This window comes from Pseudomonas sp. UBA3153, assembly GCF_002364635.1.
Lineage (GTDB): Bacteria > Pseudomonadota > Gammaproteobacteria > Pseudomonadales > Pseudomonadaceae > Pseudomonas_O > Pseudomonas_O kuykendallii.
In genome coordinates this window covers 103,156-128,595 of record NZ_DEYR01000003.1, presented here as the reverse complement: position 1 = coordinate 128,595, position 25,440 = coordinate 103,156, and the positions used below count along the sequence as shown (strand labels likewise).

Sequence of the window (25,440 nt, the reverse complement as noted above, 5' to 3'; positions counted from 1 at the left end):
GATCAGCGGGTGATACCGCGGGTGGACGTCATCACCGAATCGCGGAAGATCGCGACTTCGGGAAACTGCGCGGCGGATTCGGCCAGCTCGGCGAGCGCCTGGTCCACGGTGAGCCCCTGGCGGTAGACCACCTTGTAGGCGCGGCGCAGCGCCTGGATGGCCTCGGCGGAAAAGCCGCGGCGGCGCATACCCTCGAAGTTCATGCTGCGGGCTTCAGCGGGATTGCCGAACACGGTGACGAATGCCGGGACGTCCTTGCCGATCGCCGTGCCCATGCCGGAAAAACTGTGCGCGCCGATGTGGCAGAACTGATGGACCAGGGTGTAGCCGGAGAGGATCGCCCAGTCGTCCATGTGCACGTGCCCGGCCAGCGCGGTGTTGTTGACCAGGATGCAGTGGTTGGCGATCACGCTGTCATGGCCGATGTGGGCATAGGCCATGATCAGGTTGTGGTCGCCGATCGTCGTCTCGGAGCGATCCTGCACGGTGCCGCGGTGGATGGTGACGCCCTCGCGGATCACGTTGTGATCGCCGATCACCAGGCGCGTCGCCTCGCCCTTGTACTTCAGATCGGGCGTGTCTTCGCCGATCGAGGAGAACTGGTAGATGCGGTTGTGCTTGCCAATCCGTGTCGGCCCTTTAAGGATCACATGCGGGCCGATCACGCTTCCCTCGCCAATTTCCACATCGGCGCCGACGATGGACCAGGGGCCGACTTGAACGTCGTCTGCCAGCCTTGCCGTCGGGTCGATGATCGCGCGAGGGTCAATCAAACTCATAACTTGCGTTCCGCACAGATGATTTCGGCCGAGCAGACCGCCTTGTCATCGACGCTGGCCTGGCACTCGAACTTCCAGATGCTGCGTTTGACGCTGAGAAAGCGCGCCTCGAGGATCAACTGGTCACCCGGCAGCACGGGCTGACGGAAACGCAGCTTGTCCGACCCTACGAAGTAATAGAGCGTACCGTCGGCCGGCTTCACGTCGAGCATCTTGAAGCCAAGGATACCGGCGGCCTGGGCCATCGCCTCGATGATCAGCACGCCGGGCATGATCGGGTGCTGCGGGAAGTGCCCGTTGAAGAACGGCTCGTTGATGCTGACATTCTTGTAGGCGCGAATGCGCTTGCCTTCAACATCCAGGTCGACAACCCGGTCCACAAGCAGGAACGGGTAGCGGTGCGGCAGGTATTCGCGAATCTCGTTGATGTCCATCATTTCCGGGGGAGCCTGTATGAGGTGGGGGATGCGCAGAAGCGAATCGATCAGGCTTCTGATGGAGCTTCCCCGCCTGGGGTCACGGACGCCAGGCGCTTTTCCAGTTGCTGTAGGCGGCGCGCCATGTCGTCGAGCTGACGAATCCGCGCTGCGCTCTTCTTCCACTCGCCAGCCGGCTGCATCGCCGTGCCCGACGAGTATGCGCCCGGCTCGGTGATGGAGCGGGTGACCATGGTCATTCCGGTGACGAAAACGTTATCGCAAACCTCGATGTGGCCGACCATGCCGACGCCACCGGCGATCATGCAGTGGCTGCCGATCTTGGTGCTGCCGGAAATTCCGACGCAACCGGCCATCGCGGTGTGATCGCCGATCTGCACGTTGTGCGCAACCATGATCTGGTTGTCCAGCTTCACGCCATTGCCGATCAGAGTGTCCGCCAGAGCGCCGCGGTCGATCGTGGTGTTGGCCCCGATCTCCACGTCGTCACCGATGCTCACGCCGCCAATCTGCGCGATCTTCTGCCAGACGCCCTTCTGGTTGGCGAAGCCGAAGCCCTCGCCACCGATCACCGCGCCCGACTGGATGACCACCCGCTCGCCGATGCGCACGTCGTGATAGAGCGTGACGCGCGGAGCCAGCCAGCCACCCGCACCGACCACGCTGCGCGCCCCGATGAAGCAGTGCGCGCCAATGCTAGTTCCCGCGGCGATACGCGCGCCGCTCTCGATCACGGCGTAGGCGCCCACCGTGGCCCCGGCTTCCACCACGGCATCGGCGGCGACCACGGCGGTCGGATGCACGCCGGCAGGTGCCTGCGGCTTGCGGTCGAACAGGTGCGAGAGTTGCGCGTACGCCAGGTACGGATCGGCCACCAGCAGCGCATCGCCGGAGAAACCTTCGGCATCGGCGGGCTTGAGTAGCACCGCCGCGGCACGGGTGATCGACAGGTGTTTGCGGTACTGCGGATTGGCCAGGAAGCTCAACTGATCAGGGCCGGCATCCTGTAAGGAGGCCAGCCCTGCGACCGGTTTGTCTGCGGAGCCATGCAAGGTGGCTCCCAGACGCTCAGCCAGCTTGCCGAGCGTGTAGAGGTTGGCCGTCATTTCAGCGCAGCTGGTTCATGCGCTCGATGACCTGGCGGGTGATGTCGTACTGAGGTTTGACATCGATGACCGCACCACGCTCGAACACCAGGTCGAACGCGCCTTTCTTGATCACTTCTTCGACGGCCTGGTCCAGCTTGGGCTTGAGCTGCTTGAGCATCTCGCGGTCGGCAACGGCCTTGGCTTCGTTCAGCTCCTTGGACTGGAACTGGAAGTCACGGGCCTTTTGCTTGAACTCGAGCTCCATGCGCTCGCGCTCGGCGGTCTGTACCTTGTCGCCACCCTTGACCAGTTTGTCCTGGATGTTCTTGGCGTCCGTTTCCAGGGTCTTCAGCTTGGTCAGCTGCGGGCCGAATTTCTTCTCGGCATCCACGGCGTACTTCTTGGCTGCGTCGGATTCGAGTAGCGCCATCTGGTAGTTCAGAACCGCGATTTTCATTTCGGCGAAGGCCGGGGTCGCCATGAAAGCGGCGAAGATCAGAACCAGTTGAGTCAACTTACGCACGATGCACTCCAGGTAACACTACGGTTAACAAGTAAAAGTTAGAACGTCTGACCCAGCGAGAACTGGAAGACCTGCATGTCAGCATCATCCGGTTTCTTCACCGGCATCGCCAGGCTGAAGCTCAGCGGACCCATGGCGGTGATCCAGGTCAGGCCCACACCCACGGAGCTGGCCAGATTGCCGAAGTCGATATCGCCACAGCCCTGCGTGTTCATGTACTGCGTGGATGCAGTCTTGGTGGGGCACTTGGTCAGGAACACGTTACCGACGTCCCAGAACAATGCGGTGCGCAGCGAACGCTGGTCCTTGACGAACGGCAGCGGGAAGAGAATCTCCGCACCGCCCTGGATCAGGACGTTACCACCATACGCTTCCGGACTGTCGTCGTCGGTATAGCGGCCATCGGGACCGGGCGTACCGTCAGTGCGTATGGAGCCGTCGGCATTACGCGCAACGCTGGGCGTGCTGCGCGGGCCCAGGGTGCTGTCCTCGAAACCGCGTACGGAGTTGAAACCACCCGCGTAGTAGTTCTCGTAGAACGGCAGGCCCGAGGTGGAACCGTAGCCATCGCCATAGCCCAGCTCGGTATGCAGGCGCATGGTGTAGTTGGTGGTGATCGGCTTGAACCATTGGGCGCGGTAGTCGATCTTGTAGAACGACAGGTCGCTGCCCGGCAGGGTCGTCTCGAAGGTCAGGCTCTGCGAGTGGCCACGAGTCGCTAGGGTGCCGCGGTTGAGGGTCGACTCGGACCAGCCGATGGAACCCTTGACGTTGAGGAAGTTGTCACCCTCGTTCTCGAGGAACGAAAGGATCTCGTCGACGGTGTAGCGGCCGGTATCCAGGCTGTCCTGCTGCACGGTCAGGCCGTAGGTCAGGCGCGAAGTCTCGCTGATCGGGTATCCGATGTTCACGCCGGCGCCCAGGCTGTCGACCGAGTAGCTCGACACGTCGACGTCGAGCTCGTCGTAGTCGGTGGTGCGGTAGAAGGCGTTGTAGCCCAGGCTCACGCCATCGGCGGTCCAGTAGGGATCGACGAAGCCGAAGTTGTAGCGGGTCTGGTACTCGCTGCGGGTCAAGCCGATGCTGACCTTGTTACCGGTACCGAGGAAGTTGTTCTGGCTGATCGAACCACCGAGGATCAGGCCGGCGTTCTGCGCAAAACCGACGCTGGCGGTGATCGAGCCAGACGGCTGCTCTTCCACGGAATAGTTGACGTCGATCTGGTCGTCGACACCCGGAACCTGCGGGGTTTCGACGTTGACCTCCTTGAAGAAGCCCAGACGATCGAGACGTGTCTTCGACTGGTCGATCAGGTAGGTCGAAGCCCAGCCGCCTTCCATCTGGCGCATTTCACGACGCAACACTTCGTCTTCGGTCTTGGTGTTGCCACGGAAGTTGATGCGGTTGACGTAGGCGCGCTTGCCCGGATCGACGGCGAAGGTGATCGAGACGGTGTGGTCCTCATCATGCGCCTGCGGCACGCCGTTGACGTTGGCGAAGGTGTAGCCCTCGTTACCCAGCCGGCGGGTGATCAGCTCGGACGTGGTGGTCATGATCTTGCGCGAGAACACCTGGCCCGGCTTGACCAGCAGCAGCGACTTGACGTCCTCCTCGGGCACCTTGAGGTCACCGGAGAGTTTCACCTCGCGGATGCTGTACTTCTGGCCTTCGTCGACGTTGACGGTGATGTAGACGTGTTTCTTGTCCGGCGTGATGGACACCTGGGTGGAAGAGATATCCATGTTGATGTAGCCGCGGTCCAGGTAATAGGAACGCAGGCGCTCGAGGTCACCGGAGAGTTTTTCGCGGGCGTACTTGTCGTCGTTCTTGAAGAACGACAGCCAGTTGCTGGTCTTCAGTTCGAACAGGTCGGACAGGTCCTCGTCGGAGAACACCGTGTTGCCGACCACGTTGATGTGCTGGATCGCGGCGACCGTGCCTTCGTTGATGTCGATCTTCAGCGACACGCGGTTGCGCGGCTGGGGAATCACCTCGGTCTTGATCTCGGCCGAGTAGCGGCCCTGGGCAACGTACTGGCGCTGCAGTTCGTTGCGCACACCTTCGAGCGTGGCACGCTGGAAAATCTCGCCCTCGGAGAGGCCGGACTGATTCAGCCCCTTCATCAGATCGTCGGTGGAGATCGCTTTGTTGCCTTCGATCTCGATACCGGAAATCGAGGGGCGCTCGACCACGTTGATTACCAGCACCTCGCCGTCACGGCCGAGCTGGATATCCTGAAAGAAACCGGTTTTGAACAGGGCTCGTGTGGCCTCCACCAGACGACGGTCATCGACCGGATCGCCGACGTTCAGCGGCAAGGCACCAAAGACGCTGCCGGCGGAGACCCGCTGCAGGCCGTTGACGCGGATATCGGAGATGGTGAAGGACTCGGCGTGAACCTCGGCAATCATGAGTGCGGCAAGCACCGCAGTTAGGAGCAGGCGTTTCATGAAGTCCTTGTTTTCCAACTGGTAATAATGAATCTGCCGCAATCAGCGGCAGATTCGAAAATTCAGCGACGCGTCACAGGCGACCAATGTCGTTGATCAAGGCGAGCAGCATAACGCCGACGACCAAGCTGATACCGATCTGCACTCCCCAGCCCTGGACCCGCTCGGACAAGGGACGCCCGCGCGTCCACTCGATCAGATAGAAAAGCAGGTGTCCACCATCGAGGACAGGGATCGGCAAAAGATTGAGAACCCCCAAGCTTATGCTCAGGTAGGCGAGGAAATTCAGGAAGTCCCCAACACCCGACTGGGCCGAAGCGCCGGCCACTTTAGCAATGGTTATCGGCCCGCTCAAGTTTTTTACCGAGAGTTCGCCGAAGAGCATTTTCTTTAGCGAGTCGAGGGTTAGGACGCTCATCGTCCAGGTTCGCTGGAGCCCCTGGCCTACCGCATCGAGCGGGCCGTAGCTGACTTCGCGAAGCATGTCCGCCGGCCATTCGCCGCCCTTCACGCCCGCGCCAAGATAGCCGCTGCGTGCCTCGCCTTCGCCGCGCGCGCCCAGGGTAACCGGCACGTCAAGGCGCTGACCGTCGCGCTCGATGGCGAAGCTGACCGCCTCGCCCGGATGCGCGCGCACCTTGTCCACGACCTGCTGCCAGTCGTCGATGGGTTCGTCATTCAGCGCAAGCAGGCGATCACCCGCCTTCAACCCGGCCGCCTGGGCAGGACCTTCCGGATCGAACTGCGCCAGCAGCGGCGGCAACGCCGGGCGCCAAGGACGAATCCCAAGCGACCCCAGCGGGTCCGGCTCGTCGGCGCCTTTCAGCCAACGGGCGAGGGCCAACTGATGCATCTGCTCGGCACTGCCGTCATCGACGCGGGTGACGATATCCAGGACGCCACTCTCACCGAGGCGACGCACCAGTTGCAGGTTGACCTGCGACCAACCCACCACCGGGTCGCCGTCGATGGCGACGATCTCCTGCCCGGCAGCCAGCCCGGCCTTCGCCGCCAGGCTGCCTTCCTCGACATGCCCGATGACCGGACGCACCTGCTGCGAGCCGAGCATGGCCAGCACCCAGAAGAACAGCAGCGCGAGAAGGAAGTTGGCGATCGGGCCGGCGGCGACGATGGCGATGCGCTGACGAACCGGCTTGCGGTTGAAGGACTCGTCGAGCAGTTCGGCGGGCACTTCGCCCTCGCGCTCATCGAGCATCTTGACGTAGCCGCCGAGAGGAATCGCGGCGACCACGAACTCGGTCCCATGGCGGTCGTGCCAGCGCAGCAACGGCGTGCCGAAGCCCACCGAGAAGCGCAGCACCTTGACGCCGCAGCGCCGGGCCACCCAGAAATGGCCGAACTCATGGAAGGTCACCAGCACGCCAAGGGCGACCAGCGTACCGAGGATCATATACAGCGCATTCATCGACTTGCTCCGGGGCGCCTGCGGTCGACCGCTGCGCCAGGTTCGGGATATCGGCTACCGCCCGTGGCGTTGCAACCACTGCTGAGCCAGGCCCCGCGCAGCGTCGTCGGCGGCGAGAACCGTATCGAGGCTATCCGCAGCGACCACCGGCTCGGCATCCAGCACGGCCTCGATCATACCCGCGATTTCGTTGAAGCGAACGCGCCGTTCGAGAAAGGCCGCGACCGCCACTTCGTTCGCGGCGTTCAGCATGGCGGGCGCGGTACCGCCCGCTTCGGCGCACTGGCGGGCCAGTCGCAGACAGGGGAAACGTTCCTCGTCGGGACGCTGGAAGTCGAGGCGGCCGATGGCGAAGAGATCGAGCGGCGATACTCCGGAGTCGATCCGCTCCGGCCAGGCCAGGGCGTGGGCGATGGGTGTACGCATGTCGGGATTGCCCAGTTGGGCGAGCACCGAACCGTCGACATAATCGACCAGCGAGTGGATGACGCTCTGCGGATGGATCACGACCTCGACCTGCGCCGGAAGCGCGTCGAACAGCCAGCAGGCTTCGATCAGCTCCAGCCCCTTGTTCATCATGCTCGCCGAATCTACGGAAATCTTCCGCCCCATCGACCAGTTCGGATGGCTGCAGGCCTGCTCGGGGCTGACGTCCGACAGCGCCTCCAGCGGCGTTTCGCGGAACGGTCCGCCGGAGGCGGTCAGCAGAATGCGCCGCACGCCGACCGGCGCCAGCCCCTTGGCATAGTTGCCGGGCAGGCACTGGAAGATCGCGTTGTGCTCACTGTCGATCGGCAGCAGCACCGAGCCGCTGCGGCGCACGGCCTGCATGAACAGCGCGCCGGACATGACCAGTGCTTCCTTGTTCGCCAGCAGCACCCGCTTGCCCGCTTCCACCGCGGCCAGCGTCGGTTCCAGGCCGGCCGCGCCGACGATGGCCGCCATCAGCGTGTCGACGTCGGGATGCTTGGCCACCTCGCAAAGCCCCGGCTTGCCGGCGAGCACGCGAATATCCAGGCCGGCCGTCAGCAGACGCTCCTGCAAACGCCGCGCCGCGACGTCCGTCGGCACCACGGCGAAGCGGGGTCGATGGCGCAGGCAAAGCGCTTCCAGCTCGTCAAGACGACTGAATGCAGTCAGCGCGAAGACCTGATAACGCTCGGGATGCCGGGCGATGACGTCGAGGGTGCTGAGGCCGATGGAACCAGTGGCGCCGAGTACGGTAATGCGCTGCGCCTGGCTCACGGCGTGGCCCAGCCGGCGACCCAGAGCAACACGGCGAAGGTTGGCAGAGCGGCGGTCAGGCTGTCGATGCGGTCGAGCACGCCGCCATGACCGGGCAGCAGGTTGCTGCTGTCCTTGAGGCCGGACTGGCGCTTGAACATGCTTTCGGTGAGGTCACCCACCACGGAGATCGCCACGACCACCGCTGCGCCAGCCAGCGCCGGCAGCAGCGTGGTCGCGCCCCAGCCACGGAACAGGCCGACGATGAGCGTGATCAGCAGGCTGGCGAGCAGACCGCCGAAGAAGCCTTCCCAGCTTTTCCCGGGACTCACGCGCGGCGCGAGCTTGTGCCGGCCGAAACGCCGGCCCGCAAAATAGGCACCGATGTCGGCGCCCCAGACCAGCACCATCACCGCGAGAATCAGCCAGTTGCCCAGCGGCAACTGCTTGAGCAGCATCAGGCCCTGCCAGGCCGGCAGCAGAATGAGCAGGCCGATGAGCAGACGCGCCGGCAATCCGCTCCAGAAGCGTGCGCTGTTCGGATAGCCGATCACCAGCAACACCGCGGCCGCCCACCAGAGCATCGCCAGCACCAGCAGCACACCCGCCAACGCCGGCAGCAGATAGAGCGCGGAGAGCAGCACCGCCACCACGACGGCGTAGCCCACGCGCTGTGACTGCGCGACCAGCCCGATCAGACGCGCCCACTCCCAGGCTCCAAGGCAGACCACCACACCGATGAACAGTGCGAAGGCTCCCGCTTCGAGGAGGAAGAACCCACAGAGGGCGATGGGCAGCAGAATCAGCGCGGTGATGATCCGTTGTTTCAGCATTGAGCCGGTACCTCGGCCGCCATGACCTGCTCGCTGGTCTTGCCGAAGCGGCGCTGGCGGGTGGCGAAATCGGCCAGCGCATTGCGCATGGCCTCGTGTTTGAAGTCGGGCCAGAACAGGTCGGAGAAGTACAGCTCGGCATAGGCCAGTTGCCAGAGCAGGAAGTTGCTGATGCGGTGCTCGCCGCCGGTGCGGATGCACAGGTCCGGCAACGGCATGTCACCGGTCGCCAGGTGGCCCTGCAACATGGCCGCGGAGATGTCCTCGGGGAGCAGACGACCGCCCTGCACCTCGCGCGCCAGGCGCTGGGTGGCCTGGACGATGTCCCACTGGCCGCCGTAGTTGGCCGCGACCTGCAGGACGAAGCGCGTGTGCCGCTCGGTGAGCGCTTCGACTTCGCGCATCGACGCCTGCAGTTCAGGATGGAAGCGCGAGCGGTCGCCGATGATCTTCAGGCGGATGCCGTTGTCGTTGAGTCGCCTGGCCTCGCGACGCAGCGCACCGAGGAAAAGCTCCATCAGCGCGCCCACCTCTTCGGCAGGGCGTTGCCAGTTCTCGCTGGAAAAGGCGAACAACGTCAGCACTTCCACACCTTCGTCGGCGCAGACCTCGATCACCGCGCGCACGGCGTCGACACCGGCCTTGTGCCCGGCGACGCCCGGCAACAGGCGGCGCTTCGCCCAACGGTTGTTGCCGTCCATGATGATCGCGACATGACGCGGTACCACGGCGCCCTGCCCGACTTGCTTGGTCTTCTCCATGAGCGCGGCCCCGGCTGACCTCACACGGCCATCAGATCGGTTTCTTTCGCTTCCAGCGCCTTGTCCACCAGGGCGACGAACTTGTCGGTGAGCTTCTGCACTTCATCGGCGGCACGACGTTCGTCGTCTTCGCTGATTTCCTTTTCCTTCGACAGGTCCTTGAGCTGCGCCAGCGCGTCGCGACGGATGTTGCGCACGGCGACCCGGGCGTTCTCCGCCTCGGCACGCGCCTGCTTGGTGTAGCCCTTGCGGGTTTCCTCGGTCAACGCGGGCATCGGCACGCGAATCACGGTACCGGCGTTGGACGGGTTCAGGCCCAGGTCGGAAGTCAGGATGGCCTTTTCCACCGCGGCGATCATGTTCTTGTCGAACACGCTCAGCTTGAGGGTGCGGGAGTCTTCGACGGAAACGCTGGCGACCTGGTTCAACGGCACCAGGTCACCGTAGGCCGGCACGCGGACGCCACCGAGGATGTCGGGATGGGCGCGACCGGTACGGATCTTGGCGAACGCGTGATCCAGCGATTCCAGGGTTTTCTGCATGCGCTCCTGCGCGTCTTTCTTGATCTCGTTGATCATTCGTTCGACTCCTCGATCAGGGTACCTTCGGCGCCGCCTACGACGATGTTCAGCAGAGCGCCGGGCTTGTTCATGTTGAAGACACGCAGCGGCATGTTGTGGTCGCGGCACAGGCAGATCGCGGTCAGGTCCATCACGGCGAGCTTGCGGTCGAGCACGGCATCATAAGTCAGCCGGTCGAACTTCTCCGCATGCGGGTCCTTGAACGGATCGGCGGTGTAGACGCCATCGACCTTGGTGGCCTTGAGCACCACATCGGCATCGATTTCGATGGCGCGCAGGCAGGCGGCAGAGTCGGTGGTGAAGAACGGGTTACCGGTGCCGGCGGAGAAGATCACCACTTCACCGGACTTCAGGTGACGCATGGCCTTGCGGCGGTCATAGTGGTCGGTGACACCGACCATGGAGATGGCCGACATGACCAGCGCGGGGATGTTCGAGCGCTCGAGGGCGTCGCGCATCGCCAGGGAATTCATCACGGTGGCCAGCATGCCCATGTGGTCGCCGGTGACCCGATCCATGCCGGCAGCGGACAGTGCCGCCCCGCGGAACAGGTTGCCCCCGCCGATAACCAGGCCGACCTGAACGCCGATGCCGACCAGTTGACCGACTTCCAGCGCCATGCGGTCGAGTACTTTCGGGTCGATGCCGAAGTCTTCCGAACCCATCAGGGCTTCGCCGCTTAACTTGAGCAGAATCCGTTTATAGCGAGGTTGACGACCACTCACCTGCTGAGCCATTTGCGTTTCTCTCCTGCGGCGTTGAGGTTTTCGGCCCCTCGGGGGCCTGCGTATTGCGCTTGGACAGCGCCTCGCTCACGAGTTGCAGCGGAGCGCCAGAAACTTTCGCCGGGCCTGTGGAAACCCGGCCAAACACTGCCCCCAGTTTGACGAAAAGGCCGCACGCGTGAACGGGCAGCCTCTTCGGGGCGACACAGTGTATACCGACTTATTGCTTGGTCGCGGCGACCTGGGCAGCAACTTCGGCAGCGAAGTCGACTTCGGCACGTTCGATGCCTTCACCTACTTCGTAACGAACGAAGGACACCACTTCTGCACCGGCTTTCTTGGCCAGATCGCCGACCTTGATTTCCGGGTCCTTGACGAACGCCTGCTCGACCAGGCTGGCTTCGGCGAGGAACTTGTTGATACGGCCCTTGACCATGTTCTCGACGATGTTTTCCGGCTTGCCGGCGATCTTGTCGGCGTTCAGCGCCAGGAAGATTTCCTTTTCCTTGGCCACGGCTTCTTCGGAAACCTGCGACGGGCTGACGAACTGCGGGTTGCTCGCCGCGACGTGCATGGCGATTTCCTTGGCCAGTTCGGCGTTGCCACCCTTCAGGGTAACCAGTACGCCGATGCGGTGGCCGTGCAGGTAGGCACCGACGACATCGCCTTCGACGCGGGTCAGGCGACGAATGTTGACGTTCTCGCCGACCTTGGCAACCAGCGCCTCGCGAGCGGATTCCTGAGCGGCGACCAGCGGAGCGGCGTCGGACAGTTTCTCGGCGAAGGCTTTTTCCAGGCTGGCGGAGACGAAGTTCTTGAAGTCGTCCTGCAGGGCGAGGAAGTCGGTCTGCGAGTTGACTTCGATGATCACGGCGGACTTGTTGTCATCGGCCACTTTGACGGCGATGGAGCCTTCAGCGGCGATGTTGCCGGCTTTCTTGGCGGCCTTGATGGCGCCCGCGGCACGCATGTCGTCGATCGCTTTCTCGATGTCGCCGCCGGCGGCGGTCAGCGCCTTCTTGCAATCCATCATGCCTTGGCCAGTACGCTCGCGCAGTTCTTTAACCAGGGCTGCAGTGATTTCTGCCATGTTCTTGATCCTCTAGAAAGGTCTTCAACCATTCCACCCGATACGGATGACAACCGGGTGATCGATTCTGAGGTGGCAAAAAGGGGGCCTAGCCCCCTTTCTGCGCACCGGGTGACGCTGGCGTCGGCTTATCAGCCTTCGGCGGCCTCGGGAGCAGCTTCTTCGACGAACTCGTCGGCGCCGCCCTGGGCGTTCTGACGGCCTTGCAGCACGGCGTCGGCCATGGCGCCGAGGTACAGCTGAACGGCACGGATGGCGTCGTCGTTACCTGGGATGATGTAGTCAACGCCTTCCGGGCTGCTGTTGGTATCGACGATGCCGATGACCGGGATACCGAGCTTGTTGGCTTCGGTGATCGCGATGCGCTCGTGGTCGACGTCGACGACGAACAGTGCGTCCGGCAGGCCGCCCATGTCCTTGATGCCGCCCAGGCTGCGGTCCAGTTTTTCCAGATCGCGCGAACGCATCAGGGCTTCTTTCTTGGTCAGCTTGGCGAAGGTGCCGTCCTGGGACTGGGTTTCCAGTTCGCGCAGGCGCTTGATCGAGGCGCGGATGGTCTTGTAGTTGGTGAGCATGCCGCCCAACCAGCGGTGGTCGACGAACGGCGAGCCGCAACGGGCCGCTTCTTCGCGAACGATCTTGCCGGCGGAACGCTTGGTGCCGACGAACAGGATCTTGTTCTTGCCTGCGGACAGCTTCTCAACGAAAGCCAGGGCTTCGTTGAACATCGGCAGGGTTTTTTCCAGGTTGATGATGTGAATCTTGTTACGCGAGCCGAAAATGTACTTGCCCATTTTCGGGTTCCAGTAACGGGTCTGGTGGCCGAAGTGCACACCGGCCTTCAGCATGTCGCGCATGTTGACTTGAGACATTTCTATTCCTCGATAGTCGGGTTAGGCCTCCACGCATCCCAATATCCAACCCTTGCGGGCACCCAGGATATCGTGTCGATACGTGTGTGGGGTTCAAGCTCTTCGGACTGCATGCCCGTAAAAGCGGCGCGTTTTATACCACAAGGTGGCGCGAGCCGAAAGGAAAACCGCTGCCTGCACACCGGCTTTTCGCTGCCGGTTATGGGCGGCGGGCTCGAACTGGTAGAATCGTGCCTTTATTTGCCTTGTGCCAGAGAGCCCCAATGACCGTCACCATAAAGACGCCCGAGGAAATCGAAAAAATGCGCGTAGCCGGCCGCCTGGCCGCCGACGTGCTGGAAATGCTCGGCGAGCACGTGCGCGTGGGCGTGACCACCGAAGAGCTGGACCGCATCTGCCACGACTACATCGTCAACGTGCAGGACGCGATCCCCGCGCCGCTCAACTACAAGGGCTACCCCAAGTCGATCTGCACCTCGATCAACCAGGTGGTATGCCACGGCATTCCCAACGAGAAGCCGCTCAAGGATGGCGACATCGTCAACATCGACATCACCGTGATCAAGGACGGCTACCACGGCGACACCAGCAAGATGTTCCTGGTCGGGAAGACACCGGAGTGGGCCGAGCGCCTCTGCCGGGTCACCCAGGAATGCCTCTATAAAGGCATCCAGCTGGTCCGTCCCGGCGCGCACTTGGGCGACATCGGCGAGGTGATCCAGAAGCATGCCGAGAAGCAGGGCTACTCGGTGGTCCGCGAATACTGCGGGCATGGCATCGGCAAGGTGTTCCATGAAGAGCCGCAGGTGGTCCATTACGGTCGCGCCGGCACCGGCATGGAGCTGCGCGAAGGGATGACCTTCACCATCGAGCCGATGATCAACCAGGGCCGCGCGGAAACCCGCCTGCTCGGCGACGGCTGGACGGCCATCACCAAGGACCGCAAGCTGTCCGCGCAGTGGGAACACACCATCCTGGTCACCGCCGATGGCTACGAGATCCTCACCCTGCGCAGCGACGACACCATAGCGCGCACCCCGGCCTGACGGGCCGGGAACCGCACCGAACGCATTCCCGCACCGGAGAGCCCCAGGCATGCCGCAGATGGACCCCGAGCTGTTCGACCGCGGCCAGTTCCAGGCCGAACTGGCCCTTAAATCCAGCCCGATCCCGGCCTTCAAGAAGGCCATCCGCCAGGCCCGCGAAGTGCTCGACGAGCGCTTCGCCAGCGGCCGCGACATCCGTCGCCTGGTGGAGGACCGTGCCTGGTTCGTCGACCAGATCCTGCATGAAGCCTGGGTTCGCTTCGACTGGAGCGAGGACGCCGACATCGCGCTGGTGGCGGTCGGCGGCTATGGGCGTGGCGAGCTGCACCCGTACTCGGACATCGACCTGCTGATCCTGCTGGACAACGCCGACCACGAGATCTTCCGCACGCCGATCGAGGCCTTCCTCACCCTGCTCTGGGACATCGGCCTGGAAGTCGGCCAGAGCGTGCGCTCGGTGGAGGAATGCGCGGAAGAAGCCCGCGCCGACCTCACGGTGATCACCAACCTGATGGAAAGCCGCACCATCGCCGGCCCGGAGCGCCTGCGCCAGCGGATGATCGAGGTCACCAGCTCGCAGCGCATGTGGCCGAGCCTGCAGTTCTTCCTGGCCAAGCGCGAGGAACAGGCCAAGCGTCACGCCAAGTACAACGACACCGAATACAACCTCGAACCCAACGTGAAGGGCTCGCCTGGCGGCCTGCGCGACATCCAGACCATCCTCTGGATCGCCCGCCGGCAGTTCGGCACGCTGAACCTGCACGCGATGGTCGGCCAGGGCTTCCTCATCGAAAGCGAGTATTCCCTGCTCGCCTCTTCCCAGGAGTTCCTCTGGAAGGTCCGCTACGCCCTGCACATGCTCGCCGGGCGCGCCGAGGACCGTCTGCTGTTCGACCACCAGCGGCGCATCGCCGGGCTGCTCGGCTTCGAGGAGACCGACGCCAAGCTCGCCGTCGAACGCTTCATGCAGAAGTACTACCGGGTGGTGATGGGCATCGCCGAGCTGAACGACCTGATCAACCAACACTTCGAGGAAGTCATCCTCAGCACCGGCAAGATCTGCCAGCTCAAGCCGCTGAACAGCCGTTTCCAGCTGCGCGACGGCTACATCGAGGCGAGCAACCCGAACGTCTTCAAGCGCACCCCGTTCGCCATCCTGGAAATCTTCGTGCTGATGGCCCAGCACCCGGAAATCAAGGGGGTTCGCGCCGACACCATCCGCCTGCTGCGCGACCACCGGCACCTGATCGACGACGAGTTCCGCAGCGATATCCGCAACACCAGCCTGTTCATCGAACTGTTCAAGTCCAGCCAGGGCATCCACCGCAACCTGCGGCGGATGAACCGCTACGGCATCCTCGGGCGCTACCTGCCGGAATTCGGCCACATCGTCGGGCAGATGCAGCACGACCTGTTCCACATCTATACGGTGGACGCGCACACGCTGAACCTGATCAAGCACCTGCGCAAACTGCGCCGCCCGGAGCTGGCGGAGAGGTTTCCGCTGGCCAGCAAGGTCATCGACAAGCTGCCCAAACCCGAGCTGATCTACCTCGCCGGGCTCTACCACGACATCGGCAAGGGGCGCGGCGGTGACCATTCGGCGCTGGGCGCGCTGGACGCCGAGGCGTTCGCCCACCGCCACCACCTGCCGGCATGGGATACACGGCTGATCGTCTGGCTGGTGCAGAACCACCTGACCATGTCGACCACCGCCCAGCGCAAGGACCTCTCCGACCCGCAGGTGATCTTCGATTTCGCCCAGTTGGTCGGCGACCAAACGCACCTCGACTACCTCTACGTGCTCACCGTCGCCGACATCAACGCGACCAACCCGAGCCTGTGGAACTCCTGGCGCGCCAGCCTGCTGCGCCAGCTCTACACCGAGACCAAGCGCGCGCTGCTGCGCGGCCTGGAAAACCCGCTGGACCGCGAAGAGCAGATCCGCCAGACGCAAAGCGCCGCGCTGGACATCCTCGCCCGCGCCGGCATCGACCCGGACGACGCCGAGCAGCTCTGGTCGCAACTGGGCGACGACTACTTCCTGCGCCACACCGCCGGCGACGTGGCCTGGCACACCGAGGCGATCATCCAGCACCCGGCCAGCGACGGCCCGCTGGTGCTGATCCGCGAGACCGCCCAGCGCGACGTCGAAGGTGCCACGCAGATCTTCATCTACGCGCCCGACCAGCACGACTTCTTCGCCGTGACCGTGGCCGCGATGGACCAGCTCAACCTGAACATCCACGACGCGCGGATCATCACCTCGACCAGCCAGTTCACCCTCGACACCTACATCGTGCTCGACGCCGACGGCGGCAGCATCGGCGACAACCCGGAGCGCATCCGCGAAATCCGCGCCGGGCTGATCGATACGCTGAAGAACCCCGACGATTACCCGTCGATCATCCAGCGCCGGGTGCCGCGCCAGCTCAAGCACTTCGCCTTCGCTCCGCGCCTGACCATCCACAACGATGCGCAGCGCCCGGTGACCGTGCTCGACCTGACCGCTCCGGACCGCCCCGGCCTGCTGGCGCGGATCGGCAAGATCTTCCTCGACTTCGACCTGTCCCTGCAGAACGCCAAGATCACCACCCTTGGCGAGCGCGTGGAGGACGTGTTCTTCGTCACGGACGCGGCCAACCAGCCGCTCTCCGACCCGCAGCTGTGCGCGCGCCTGCAGCAGGCGATCGTCCAGCAACTCTCCGACGCCGACAGCACAGTCGCGCCGGGACGCATCAGCATCTGAAACCGCCGGCAGGCCTGCCGCCACGAGACCGCCTTCGCATGAACAACGCCCTCGACACCCTGCAACCCTACCCCTTCGAAAAACTGCGGGCGCTGCTCGCAGGCGTGCAGCCGGCGGCCGGCAAGTCGCCGATCGCGCTGTCCATCGGCGAGCCCAAGCATGCCTCGCCGGCGTTCGTCGCCCAGGCGCTGAGCGACAACCTGGCGCAACTGGCGGTGTACCCGACGACGCTGGGCATTCCGGCCCTGCGCGAAGCCATCGCCGGCTGGTGCCAGCGCCGCTTCGGCGTGCCCGAAGGCTGGCTGGACGCGGCGCGCCATGTACTGCCGGTGAACGGCACGCGCGAGGCGCTGTTCGCCTTCACCCAGACGGTGGTCGAGCGCAGCGCCAACGGCCTGGTGGTCAGCCCGAACCCGTTCTATCAGATCTACGAGGGCGCGGCGCTGCTCGCCGGGGCCACGCCGCACTACCTGCCGTGCCTGGCGGAAAACGGCTTCAACCCGGCTTTCGACGCGGTGCCTACAGAGGTCTGGCAGCGCACGCAGATTCTCTTCCTCTGCTCGCCGGGCAACCCGACCGGCGCGCTGGTGCCGGTGGAGACGCTGAAGAAGCTCATCGCACTGGCCGATGAGCACGACTTCGTGATCGCCGCCGACGAGTGCTACAGCGAGCTGTACTTCGACGAGGAAAACCCGCCGCCGGGCCTGCTCAGCGCCTGCGCCGAACTGGGCCGCAGCGATTTCAGACGCTGCGTGGTGTTCCACAGTCTGTCCAAGCGCTCCAACCTGCCGGGTCTGCGCTCGGGCTTCGTCGCTGGCGACGCGGACATCCTCAAGGCGTTCCTGCTCTATCGCACCTACCACGGCTGCGCGATGCCGGTACAGACGCAACTAGCCAGCGTGGCGGCATGGGGCGACGAAGCCCACGTGCGTGCCAACCGCGACCTGTACCGGGCGAAATACGACGCCGTGCTGGACATCCTCGAGCCGGTGCTGGACGTGCAGCGCCCGGACGGCGGCTTCTACCTGTGGGCGAAAACGCCAATGGACGATGCCGCGTTCACCCGGGCGCTGTTCGCCGAGGAGCACGTCACCGTAGTGCCGGGCTCCTACCTGTCGCGCGAGGTGGACGGCTTCAACCCCGGCGCCGGCCGCGTGCGCATGGCACTGGTCGCGCCGCTGGCCGAATGCGTCGAAGCCGCCGAGCGCATCCGCGCGTTCCTGCAACGGCGCTAGCCTTCCGCAGGGTGCGCCTCAGCCCTGCTGCCACTGCGCCTCGCGAATGTCGAGGTCGCGCAGCAGGCCGCTGACGATCTCGTCGTCGAGCAGGTGTTCGCGGCGCAGGCGGTACAGCTCCAGGCGCTGCGCACGCAGCGCGTGCACACGCAAACGCCCTTCCAGGGCCCGCACCTTGCGGGCGCGCTGGCGGGTCTCCTCGTCGCTGTCGTGGCGATCCAGCTGATCGCGGTATTCGGCCATGATCCGCGCCTTGGTTTCCGCCACCAGCGCGGCGGTCTCGGCGTCCTCGCCCGGCTCTTCCGCCTGCGCCTCCAGCGCACGGATCGCCGCCTCGGCGGTCTTGCGCCAGAGCCGGCGGCGCTCGCGGTCGCGCTCCTCGCCATCGTCCGCAGGCATGCCTCTGAGCAGCAGTGGCAGGCCGATGCTGGCGACCGCCAGCGAGGCGAGGATCACCCCGGCGGCGATGAAGATCAGCAGGTCGCGCTGCGGAAAGTCGCTGCCGTCGCCCAGCACCAACGGCAGTGACATCACGCCGGCCAGGGTCACCGAGCCGCGCACGCCGCCCAGCGACAGCAGCAGCGTGAGGCGTGTCCAGGATTGCCCGGCGAAGGTGCTCGGCCGCCCGCGCCACTGGCGAATCCGCGCGGAAATTCGCCAGTAGGCGTACATCCAAAGGAACCGCAGCGCCATCAGCACGAGGAACACCAGCAGCACGTAGGCGAACAGCTGCGCGACAGTCAGCCAGAGGTCGTCGACGCCACGGGTGACGGCGCTGACGATATCCGGCAGCTGCAACCCCAGGAGCAGGAATACCAGCCCGTTGAAGCTGTACTCCACCATCGCCCAGACGCTGTGGTTGAGCAGCCGCGTGGTGGTTTGCCGCGGCAGCAGGTCCTGGCGGCTCTGCATCATGCCGGCGGCCACGGCGGCGAGGATGCCGGACACGCCGAGGTGCTCGGCGAGCACGTAGGTGGCGAACGGCAGCAATAGCAGGAACACCACATGGGTCGCCGGATCGTCCCAGCCGCGGTCGATCATCCAGCCGCGCAGCCACCCCAGTCCCCAGGCGAGCAGGATACCGACAACGATGCCGCCCGCCGCGACCAGGACGAAATCCAGGCTTGAATCGCCCAGCGAGAACAGCCCGGTCAGCGCCGCCGCCACGGCGAACTTGAAGGCCACCAGGCCGGACGCATCGTTCATCAGCGCCTCGCCCTGCAGGATGTGGTTGAGCGCGCGCGGCAGGCGCCCGTGGGTGATCGCCGCGACTGCCACCGCATCGGTCGGCGACAGCACCGCGGCCAGGGCAAAGGCCGCCGCCCACGGCAGTTCCGGCAACAGCAGGTGGATGAAGGCGCCGGCGCCGAGCACGGTGAACAGCACCAGGCCGAACGCCAGAGTCAGGATCGGCGTGCGCAGCCGCCAGAACTCTCGCTTGGGCATGTGCCAGCCGTCGGCGAATAGCAGCGGCGGTATAAACAGCAACATGAACAGTTCAGGGTCGAGCCTGACGTGCAGGCCGAACGCCGGCAGCGCCAGCAGCCCGCCCGCGGCGATCTGGATCAGCGGAAGGGGAACGGGGACGAACTGCGCGGCCAGGCGGGTCCCGCCGACGACCAGCAGCATGACCAGGATGGTATGGAGCAATTGCATCGAAAACGGTCCTTGGCGGGGCACGCGATGACCCGGAAACGGCTCCGGATCGCGAGGCCCGTGCAACGGGCTCTGACAACCTGCCGGTGATTTCGCGCCATTGCATTGCAGATCGGCGACCGCTCTGATGGCATACTCCCAGGCTCGACAACGTTACCAGACCCACCACGATGAATCGCACCCTGTTCGGAATCAAAGCGTGTGACACGATGAAGAAAGCCCGCAGCTGGCTGGACGAACACGCCGTCAACTATGTTTTCCACGACTACAAAGCCAGCGGCATCGACCGCGCCAGCCTCGAACGCTGGTGCGACGAGCATGGCTGGCAAACCGTGCTGAACCGCGCCGGAACCACGTTTCGCAAGCTGGACGACGCGCAGAAGGCCGATCTCGACCAGGCCCGGGCCATCGACCTGATGCTCGCCCAGCCGTCGATGATCAAGCGCCCGGTACTCGACCTGGGATCGCGCACCCTGGTCGGATTCAAGCCTGAGCTGTACGACGCGGCCCTGAACCACTGACACTTATTCATCACAGAGGCGCAAGGCGCCCTGCCAGACAAAAGGAAATCACCATGTCCTCTACCCTGTTCAGCCTGGCCTTCGGTCTCGGCACGCAGAATCGCAAAGGCGTGTGGCTGGAAGTCTTCTATTCCCAGCCGCTGCTGGCGCCCAGCGCCGAGCTGGTCGCCGCCGTGGCGCCGATCCTCGGTTACGAAGGCGGCAACCAGGCAATCCCCTTCACCAGCAACCAGGCCCGCGAGATGTCGGCCGCGCTGCGCAGCATCGACGCCACGCAGTCCGCACTGCTGACCCGCCTGGCGGAAAGCGCCAACCCGCTGGTCGCCACCCTGCTCGCCGAAGACACCGCGCTCACCTCGACCCCCGAGGCCTACCTCAAGCTGCACCTGCTCTCCCATCGCCTGGTCAAGCCGCACGGGCAGAACCTGAGCGGCATCTTCCCGCTGCTGCCGAACGTCGCCTGGACCAATGCCGGCGCCATCGACCTGAGCGAACTGGCCGAGCGCCAGCTGGAAGCGCGCCTGGTCGGCAAGCTGCTGGAAGTGGTCTCGGTGGACAAGTTCCCGAAAATGACCGACTACGTGGTGCCGAGCGGCGTGCGCATCGCCGACAGCGCCCGCGTGCGCCTGGGCGCCTACATCGGCGAAGGCACCACGGTGATGCACGAGGGCTTCGTCAACTTCAACGCCGGCACCGAAGGTCCGGGGATGATCGAAGGCCGCGTCTCCGCCGGCGTGTTCGTCGGCAAGGGCTCGGACCTCGGCGGCGGCTGCTCGACCATGGGCACCCTGTCCGGTGGCGGCAACATCATCATCTCGGTCGGCGAAGGCTGCCTGATCGGCGCCAACGCCGGCATCGGCATCCCGCTGGGCGACCGCAACATCGTCGAGGCCGGCCTGTACATTACCGCGGGCACCAAGGTCGCCCTGCTGGACGACCAGAACGCCCTGGTCAACGTGGTCAAGGCACGCGACCTGGCTGGTCAGCCGGACCTGCTGTTCCGCCGCAACTCGCGCAACGGCGCGGTGGAATGCAAGACCAACAAGACCGCCATCGAACTGAACGAAGCCCTGCACGCGCACAACTGATGGGTATCGCAGGCTCAACCCATCCTACGAACCTTCCGTAGCAGGCCGCAGGATGGGTCGAGGCGTGCAGCGCCGATACCCATCGCCTGGCAACGATAAAACTCAGGCCGGGCCCATGCCCGGCCTTTCCATTCATGCTCGGCAGACATTTCGCGGTACCGCAGCCATGCCACTGAACTCGCCCTGGCACGCCGACTTTCCCGGCATCCTGGCCCTGCAGGCCGAAGGCCAGACCTACCTGGACAACGCCGCCACCGCGCAGAAGCCGGAGGCCGTGCTCGCTGCGCTGGACGCCTACTACCGCGGCGGCGCGGCCAATGTGCACCGCGCCCAGCATGTGCCCGGCGACCGCGCCACTCGCGCCTTCGAGGCGACCCGGATGAAGGTGGCGAAATGGCTGAATGCAGCCAGCCCCGCGGAAATCGTCTTCACCCGCGGCGCCACCGAGGCGTTCAATCTGCTCGCCTACGGTCTGGAGCACCTGTTCCAGCCAGGCGACGAGATCGCCGTCAGCGCCTTGGAGCACCACGCCAACCTGCTGCCCTGGCAACGGCTGGCGCACCGTCGCGGGCTGAACCTGGTGGTGCTGCCGCTGGACGCCCAGGGCGATATCGACCTCGCTGCGGCGGCCACGCTGATCGGCGCACGCACCCGGCTGCTCGCGGTCAGCCAGTTGTCCAACGTGCTCGGCCGCTGGCAGCCGTTGCCGGAGTTGCTGGCACTGGCCCGCGCGCAGGGCGCCCTCAGCGTGGTCGACGGCGCCCAGGGCGCGGTGCACGGCCGGCATGACCTGCAGGCGCTGGGCTGCGACTTCTACGCGTTCTCCAGCCACAAGCTCTACGGCCCGGAAGGCGTCGGCGTGCTCTACGGTCGCAGCGACGCCCTGGCCTTGCTGCGCCACTGGCAGTTCGGTGGCGAGATGGTCCGCCGGGCCGGATTCCAGGAGGCCGAATTCCATCCGGCGCCCATGGGGTTCGAGGCCGGAACGCCGCCGATTGCCGGCGTGATCGGCCTCGGCGCCGCGCTGGACTACCTGGACGGGCTGGATGAAACGGCCGTCGCCGTCCACGAAGCCGCGCTGCACGCCGAACTGCTGGCTGGCCTCGCCACCCGCGATGGCGTGCGCCTGCTCGGCGCGCCGCGCATCGCCCTGGCCTGCTTCGCCGTCGACGGCGTGCATAACGCCGACCTGGCGCACCTGCTCGGCGAACAGGGCATCGCGGTGCGTGTCGGCAGCCATTGCGCGATGCCGCTGTACGATCGCCTCGGTCTGGCCGGCGCGGTCCGCGTGTCGCTGGCGCTGTACAACGACGGCGAGGACCTGCGGCGTTTCTTCGCCGCCCTCGATGCCGCCCTGGAGCTGCTGCGATGAGCGAATTGCCGCCGCTGGCGCAGCAGGCACTGGACGCGTTCGCCCGGCTTCCGGGTTGGGAGCAGCGCGCGCGCCTGCTGCTGCAGTGGGCCGAACGCCTGGAACCGCTGGACGCGGCCGAACGCAGCGAGGCCAACCGCGTGCACGGCTGCGAGAGCCTGGTCTGGCTGGTGGCGGAGCGCCGCGAACAGGCGCTGCATTTTCGCGCTGCCAGCGATGCGCGCCTGCTGCGTGGCCTGCTGGCGCTTCTGCTGGCTCGCATCGAGGGGCTGGACGGCGCCGCGCTGGCGGCGCTGGACCTCGCCGACTGGTTCGCCCAACTCGGCCTGCAGCGCCAGCTCAGCCCGTCGCGCAGCAACGGGTTGCACGCCGTGCTCAAGCGGATGCGTGAACTGGCTGCAACGCGCTGATCGGGCGCGCCACGGTGCGCATGGCGCACCTACGGGAAGCGTGGGGACGCGGCTGCCGGACGCGCGGGGACGGGCTGCATTTCGTAGGGTGCGCCGCGCGCACTGCGCCTTGTGGTCGCCCGCCCGGAACCCGTTCCCGCCACCCGCAGTCGACTGCTTGAACGCGAGGCAGAGAGCACATGAGCGCAGACATCCGCATTGGCATATCCGGCTGGCGATACGCCCCCTGGCGCGGCGTCTTCTATCCGGAGAAGCTGCGCCAGGACGACGAGCTGCAGTTCGCTTCCCGCGCGGTCGGCAGCATCGAGATCAACGGTTCCTTCTACTCGCTGCAACGCCCGGAAAGCTGGGCGCGCTGGCATGACGAGACGCCCGAGGACTTCGTCTTCAGCGTCAAGGCACCGCGCTACATCACCCACATCCGCCGGCTCGACGATGTCGAAAAGCCGATCGCCAACTTCTTCGCCTCCGGCCTGCTGCGCCTGCAGCGCAAGCTGGGGCCGATCCTCTGGCAGTTCCCGCCGAGCTTCCGCTTCGATGCCGAGCAGTTCGAGGCCTTCCTGCGCCTGTTGCCGCACGACACCGAAAAAGCGCTGCACATCGCCCGCGGGCATGAGCCGCGCATGGAGGGACGCACCCACCTGGCAATCGACGAGCCGCGAAAGATGCGCCACGCGGTGGAGATTCGCCACGCCAGCTTCGAGGATCGCGCCTTCGTCGACATGCTGCGCGAGCACGACGTGGCGCTGGTGGTGGCGGATACCGCGGGCAAGTGGCCGCTGAAGGAGGATGTCACCAGCGACTTCGTCTACCTGCGCCTGCATGGCGAAGAGGAGCTTTACGCCAGCGGCTACACAGACGCGGCGCTGGACGACTGGGCGCGGCGGATGAAGGCCTGGAGCGAAGGCGGCCAGGTGGACGACGCGCGGCTGATCGTCGAGCGCAAGCCTTCGCGCAAGCGGCGCGACCTGTTCTGCTATTTCGACAACGACATCAAGGTCAAGGCGCCCTTCGACGCCGGCAAGCTGGCCGTGCGCCTCGGCCTGACGGGGGCACCGGTGCCGCTGGCCGAACGCGCCGCCGAAGCCGACCGGCTGATCGCCGAACACGGCGGCGCGAAGCGCAACCCGTCGAAGCCGCGCAAACCGAAGAAACCGCGTTAGTCAGTCCGCCGGGCGCACGCGCTGGGTCAGGCCCCGGAGGAAGTTGCGCAGCACCTGATCGCCACATTCGCGATAGTTGTTGTGGCCGGGCTTGCGGAACAGCGCGCTCAGCTCGGCCTTGCCCATGGGCAGCTCGGCGGCTTCGAGAATGGCGTGCATGTCCTCGTCGCGCAGCTCGAAGGCCACGCGGAGCTTCTTCAGGATGGCGTTGTTGGTGATGCGTTTTTCCACCGGGAGGCGCGGCCGGCTGTCGTCCTTGCCGCGTTTGTAGAACACCAGGCCGTCGAGGAAGTGCGCCATGACTTCGTCGCTGCAGGGCTGGAAGCCTTCCTCGTCATCCTTCCTCAGGTAGGCGGCCATGTCCTCGATGCTGACCCTGTAATCGGCCAACTGGCAGATCTTCACGAGCTTGGGCTCGCTGACATCCAGCATGTAGCGCAGGCTGCGCAGCACATCGTTATTCATCATCGCAGGGGTCTCGTGGAAGCCCGCGCCGCAGGCACGGCGCGGTAGTGAAGCGAAAAGGCTGGCGATTATACGGCCGCGGCGCAGTCGGCGCCGAGAAGGCTCATTCGAGGCGCGTCTGCCGCTCGGCGGGGCGCCGCGCGCCGGCCACCAGCTTGTCCACCGCCTTGGCCGCGGCGGCCATGCCGAAGCTGGCGGTGACCATCATCACCGCACCGAAACCGCCGGCGCAGTCGAGCCTCACGCCCTCGCCGACGAACGCCTTGGACTGGCAGACCGTGCCGTCCGGCGCCGGGTAGCGCAGCTGCTCGGTGGAGAACACGCAGGGCACGCTGTAGTTGCGTCCCGGCGTGCGCGAGAAGGCGTAGTCGCGGCGCAGGGTCGATCGCACCTTGGCCGCCAGCGGATCGTTGAAGGTCTTGTTCAGGTCGGCGACCTGGATCTGCGTCGGGTCGATCTGCCCGCCGGCACCGCCGGTGGTGACGATCTGGATCTTGCGTCGCTTGCACCAGGCGATCAGCGCGGCCTTGGCGGCGACGCTGTCGATGCAGTCAAGCACGCAGTCGAGGTGCCCGGTGATGTGCTCGGCCATGCTCTCGCGGGTGACGAAGTCCGCCACAGCGTGCACGCGGCAGGCCGGATTGATCGCCAGCAGGCGCTCGGCCATCACCTCGACCTTGGCCCGGCCTACGGTGTCCAGCAGCGCATGCGCCTGGCGGTTGGTGTTGCTGACGCAGACGTCGTCGAGGTCGAACAGGGAAATCTCGCCGACGCCGGAGCGCACCAGCGCTTCCGCCGCCCACGAGCCGACGCCGCCGATACCGACCACCGCCACGTGCGCCGCGGACAGGCGTTCGAGTCCATCGCGGCCATAGAGCCGGGCGATGCCACCGAAACGCTGATCGTCTGTACTCATGCTCACCTCGGAAGAAAAACCGGTGCGCAT

At 65.3% G+C, this 25,440-nt stretch carries 24 protein-coding genes; 8 read left to right on the top strand and 16 right to left on the bottom strand.

All coding sequences use genetic code 11. The features are described 5' to 3' along the window. Window positions 1-2: 2 nt before the first annotated feature. The 13 genes from lpxA to rpsB form a co-directional block, all read right to left on the bottom strand. Window positions 3-779 (bottom strand): acyl-ACP--UDP-N-acetylglucosamine O-acyltransferase, encoded by a 777-nt coding sequence (lpxA, locus tag B2X67_RS01640; protein ID WP_273231753.1) that lies wholly within the window; start codon window positions 777-779, stop codon window positions 3-5. Next, entirely contained in the window at window positions 776-1,216 is a 441-nt protein-coding gene (gene fabZ / locus B2X67_RS01635) for a 3-hydroxyacyl-ACP dehydratase FabZ (RefSeq protein ID WP_090226657.1), read from the bottom strand. Before fabZ ends, lpxA begins: the two co-directional genes overlap by 4 nt. A gap of 47 nt (window positions 1,217-1,263) precedes the next feature. Next, on the bottom strand, window positions 1,264-2,322 hold the full coding sequence (gene lpxD, locus B2X67_RS01630; RefSeq protein ID WP_286784398.1) for a UDP-3-O-(3-hydroxymyristoyl)glucosamine N-acyltransferase: 1,059 nt from the start codon (window positions 2,320-2,322) through the stop codon (window positions 1,264-1,266). A 1-nt stretch (window position 2,323) separates the two neighbouring features. Continuing rightward, on the bottom strand, window positions 2,324-2,827 hold the full coding sequence (locus B2X67_RS01625) for an OmpH family outer membrane protein (protein ID WP_090226651.1): 504 nt from the start codon (window positions 2,825-2,827) through the stop codon (window positions 2,324-2,326). Between the two features lie 38 nt (window positions 2,828-2,865). Beyond that, a complete protein-coding gene (gene bamA / locus B2X67_RS01620; protein WP_282339799.1) occupies window positions 2,866-5,277 on the bottom strand; it encodes an outer membrane protein assembly factor BamA in 2,412 nt (803 codons plus the stop codon). Between the two features lie 73 nt (window positions 5,278-5,350). After that, window positions 5,351-6,703, bottom strand: a complete 1,353-nt coding sequence (gene rseP, locus B2X67_RS01615) for an RIP metalloprotease RseP (protein ID WP_286784397.1) — start codon at window positions 6,701-6,703, stop codon at window positions 5,351-5,353. Between the two features lie 54 nt (window positions 6,704-6,757). Beyond that, the gene (gene ispC / locus B2X67_RS01610) at window positions 6,758-7,948 is read right to left on the bottom strand and encodes a 1-deoxy-D-xylulose-5-phosphate reductoisomerase (RefSeq protein ID WP_286784396.1); all 1,191 of its coding nucleotides are present in this window, start codon (window positions 7,946-7,948) and stop codon (window positions 6,758-6,760) included. Beyond that, window positions 7,945-8,760 (bottom strand): phosphatidate cytidylyltransferase, encoded by an 816-nt coding sequence (locus B2X67_RS01605; RefSeq protein ID WP_282344178.1) that lies wholly within the window; start codon window positions 8,758-8,760, stop codon window positions 7,945-7,947. The genes ispC and B2X67_RS01605 overlap by 4 nt, the downstream gene beginning before the upstream one ends. Continuing rightward, window positions 8,754-9,521, bottom strand: a complete 768-nt coding sequence (uppS, locus tag B2X67_RS01600) for a polyprenyl diphosphate synthase (RefSeq protein WP_282344179.1) — start codon at window positions 9,519-9,521, stop codon at window positions 8,754-8,756. The genes B2X67_RS01605 and uppS overlap by 7 nt, the downstream gene beginning before the upstream one ends. Before the next feature lie 20 nt (window positions 9,522-9,541). Next, a complete protein-coding gene (gene frr, locus B2X67_RS01595; RefSeq protein ID WP_090226640.1) occupies window positions 9,542-10,099 on the bottom strand; it encodes a ribosome recycling factor in 558 nt (185 codons plus the stop codon). Next, window positions 10,096-10,839: a UMP kinase gene (gene pyrH / locus B2X67_RS01590; RefSeq protein WP_090226637.1), complete on the bottom strand. Its 744-nt coding sequence runs from the start codon at window positions 10,837-10,839 to the stop codon at window positions 10,096-10,098. The genes frr and pyrH overlap by 4 nt, the downstream gene beginning before the upstream one ends. Before the next feature lie 208 nt (window positions 10,840-11,047). Further along, window positions 11,048-11,917: a translation elongation factor Ts gene (tsf, locus tag B2X67_RS01585; protein ID WP_090226635.1), complete on the bottom strand. Its 870-nt coding sequence runs from the start codon at window positions 11,915-11,917 to the stop codon at window positions 11,048-11,050. Between the two features lie 131 nt (window positions 11,918-12,048). Then, a complete protein-coding gene (rpsB, locus tag B2X67_RS01580; RefSeq protein WP_090226632.1) occupies window positions 12,049-12,789 on the bottom strand; it encodes a 30S ribosomal protein S2 in 741 nt (246 codons plus the stop codon). A 263-nt stretch (window positions 12,790-13,052) separates the two neighbouring features. On the opposite strand from rpsB, the gene map reads away from it, so the two are divergent. From map to dapC, 3 genes are read left to right on the top strand one after another with little or no spacing between them, the layout of a single operon-like run. Beyond that, window positions 13,053-13,835, top strand: coding sequence for a type I methionyl aminopeptidase (map, locus tag B2X67_RS01575; protein ID WP_090226630.1), 783 nt, complete (start codon window positions 13,053-13,055; stop codon window positions 13,833-13,835). Window positions 13,836-13,884: 49 nt separating this feature from the next. Further along, complete coding sequence (locus B2X67_RS01570) at window positions 13,885-16,584, top strand: [protein-PII] uridylyltransferase (protein ID WP_286784395.1); 2,700 nt, start codon at window positions 13,885-13,887, stop codon at window positions 16,582-16,584. A 38-nt stretch (window positions 16,585-16,622) separates the two neighbouring features. Then, a complete protein-coding gene (gene dapC, locus B2X67_RS01565) occupies window positions 16,623-17,819 on the top strand; it encodes a succinyldiaminopimelate transaminase (protein WP_286784394.1) in 1,197 nt (398 codons plus the stop codon). Between the two features lie 18 nt (window positions 17,820-17,837). On the opposite strand, the gene B2X67_RS01560 is transcribed toward dapC, so the two are convergent. Next, window positions 17,838-19,475, bottom strand: coding sequence for a Na+/H+ antiporter (locus B2X67_RS01560; protein WP_286784393.1), 1,638 nt, complete (start codon window positions 19,473-19,475; stop codon window positions 17,838-17,840). A gap of 170 nt (window positions 19,476-19,645) precedes the next feature. Between B2X67_RS01560 and B2X67_RS01555 the strand changes: the two genes are divergently transcribed. The 5 genes from B2X67_RS01555 to B2X67_RS01535 all read left to right on the top strand — a co-directional run bounded on the left by B2X67_RS01555 (window position 19,646) and on the right by B2X67_RS01535 (window position 24,029). After that, window positions 19,646-19,996 (top strand): ArsC family reductase, encoded by a 351-nt coding sequence (locus B2X67_RS01555; RefSeq protein WP_282344185.1) that lies wholly within the window; start codon window positions 19,646-19,648, stop codon window positions 19,994-19,996. 53 nt (window positions 19,997-20,049) lie between these two features. Then, the gene (dapD, locus tag B2X67_RS01550) at window positions 20,050-21,084 is read left to right on the top strand and encodes a 2,3,4,5-tetrahydropyridine-2,6-dicarboxylate N-succinyltransferase (protein WP_282344186.1); all 1,035 of its coding nucleotides are present in this window, start codon (window positions 20,050-20,052) and stop codon (window positions 21,082-21,084) included. Between the two features lie 166 nt (window positions 21,085-21,250). Next, entirely contained in the window at window positions 21,251-22,456 is a 1,206-nt protein-coding gene (locus tag B2X67_RS01545; RefSeq protein WP_286784392.1) for a cysteine desulfurase, read from the top strand. After that, window positions 22,453-22,866, top strand: a complete 414-nt coding sequence (locus B2X67_RS01540) for a SufE family protein (protein ID WP_286784391.1) — start codon at window positions 22,453-22,455, stop codon at window positions 22,864-22,866. Before B2X67_RS01545 ends, B2X67_RS01540 begins: the two co-directional genes overlap by 4 nt. A gap of 179 nt (window positions 22,867-23,045) precedes the next feature. Then, window positions 23,046-24,029, top strand: a complete 984-nt coding sequence (locus B2X67_RS01535) for a DUF72 domain-containing protein (RefSeq protein WP_286784390.1) — start codon at window positions 23,046-23,048, stop codon at window positions 24,027-24,029. On the opposite strand, the gene B2X67_RS01530 is transcribed toward B2X67_RS01535, so the two are convergent. Together B2X67_RS01530 and tcdA are read right to left on the bottom strand one after the other, a co-directional pair. Beyond that, the gene (locus B2X67_RS01530; RefSeq protein WP_286784389.1) at window positions 24,030-24,497 is read right to left on the bottom strand and encodes a DUF1456 family protein; all 468 of its coding nucleotides are present in this window, start codon (window positions 24,495-24,497) and stop codon (window positions 24,030-24,032) included. Window positions 24,498-24,597: 100 nt separating this feature from the next. Next, entirely contained in the window at window positions 24,598-25,410 is an 813-nt protein-coding gene (gene tcdA / locus B2X67_RS01525) for a tRNA cyclic N6-threonylcarbamoyladenosine(37) synthase TcdA (protein WP_286784388.1), read from the bottom strand. Between the last annotated feature and the right edge of the window lie 30 nt (window positions 25,411-25,440).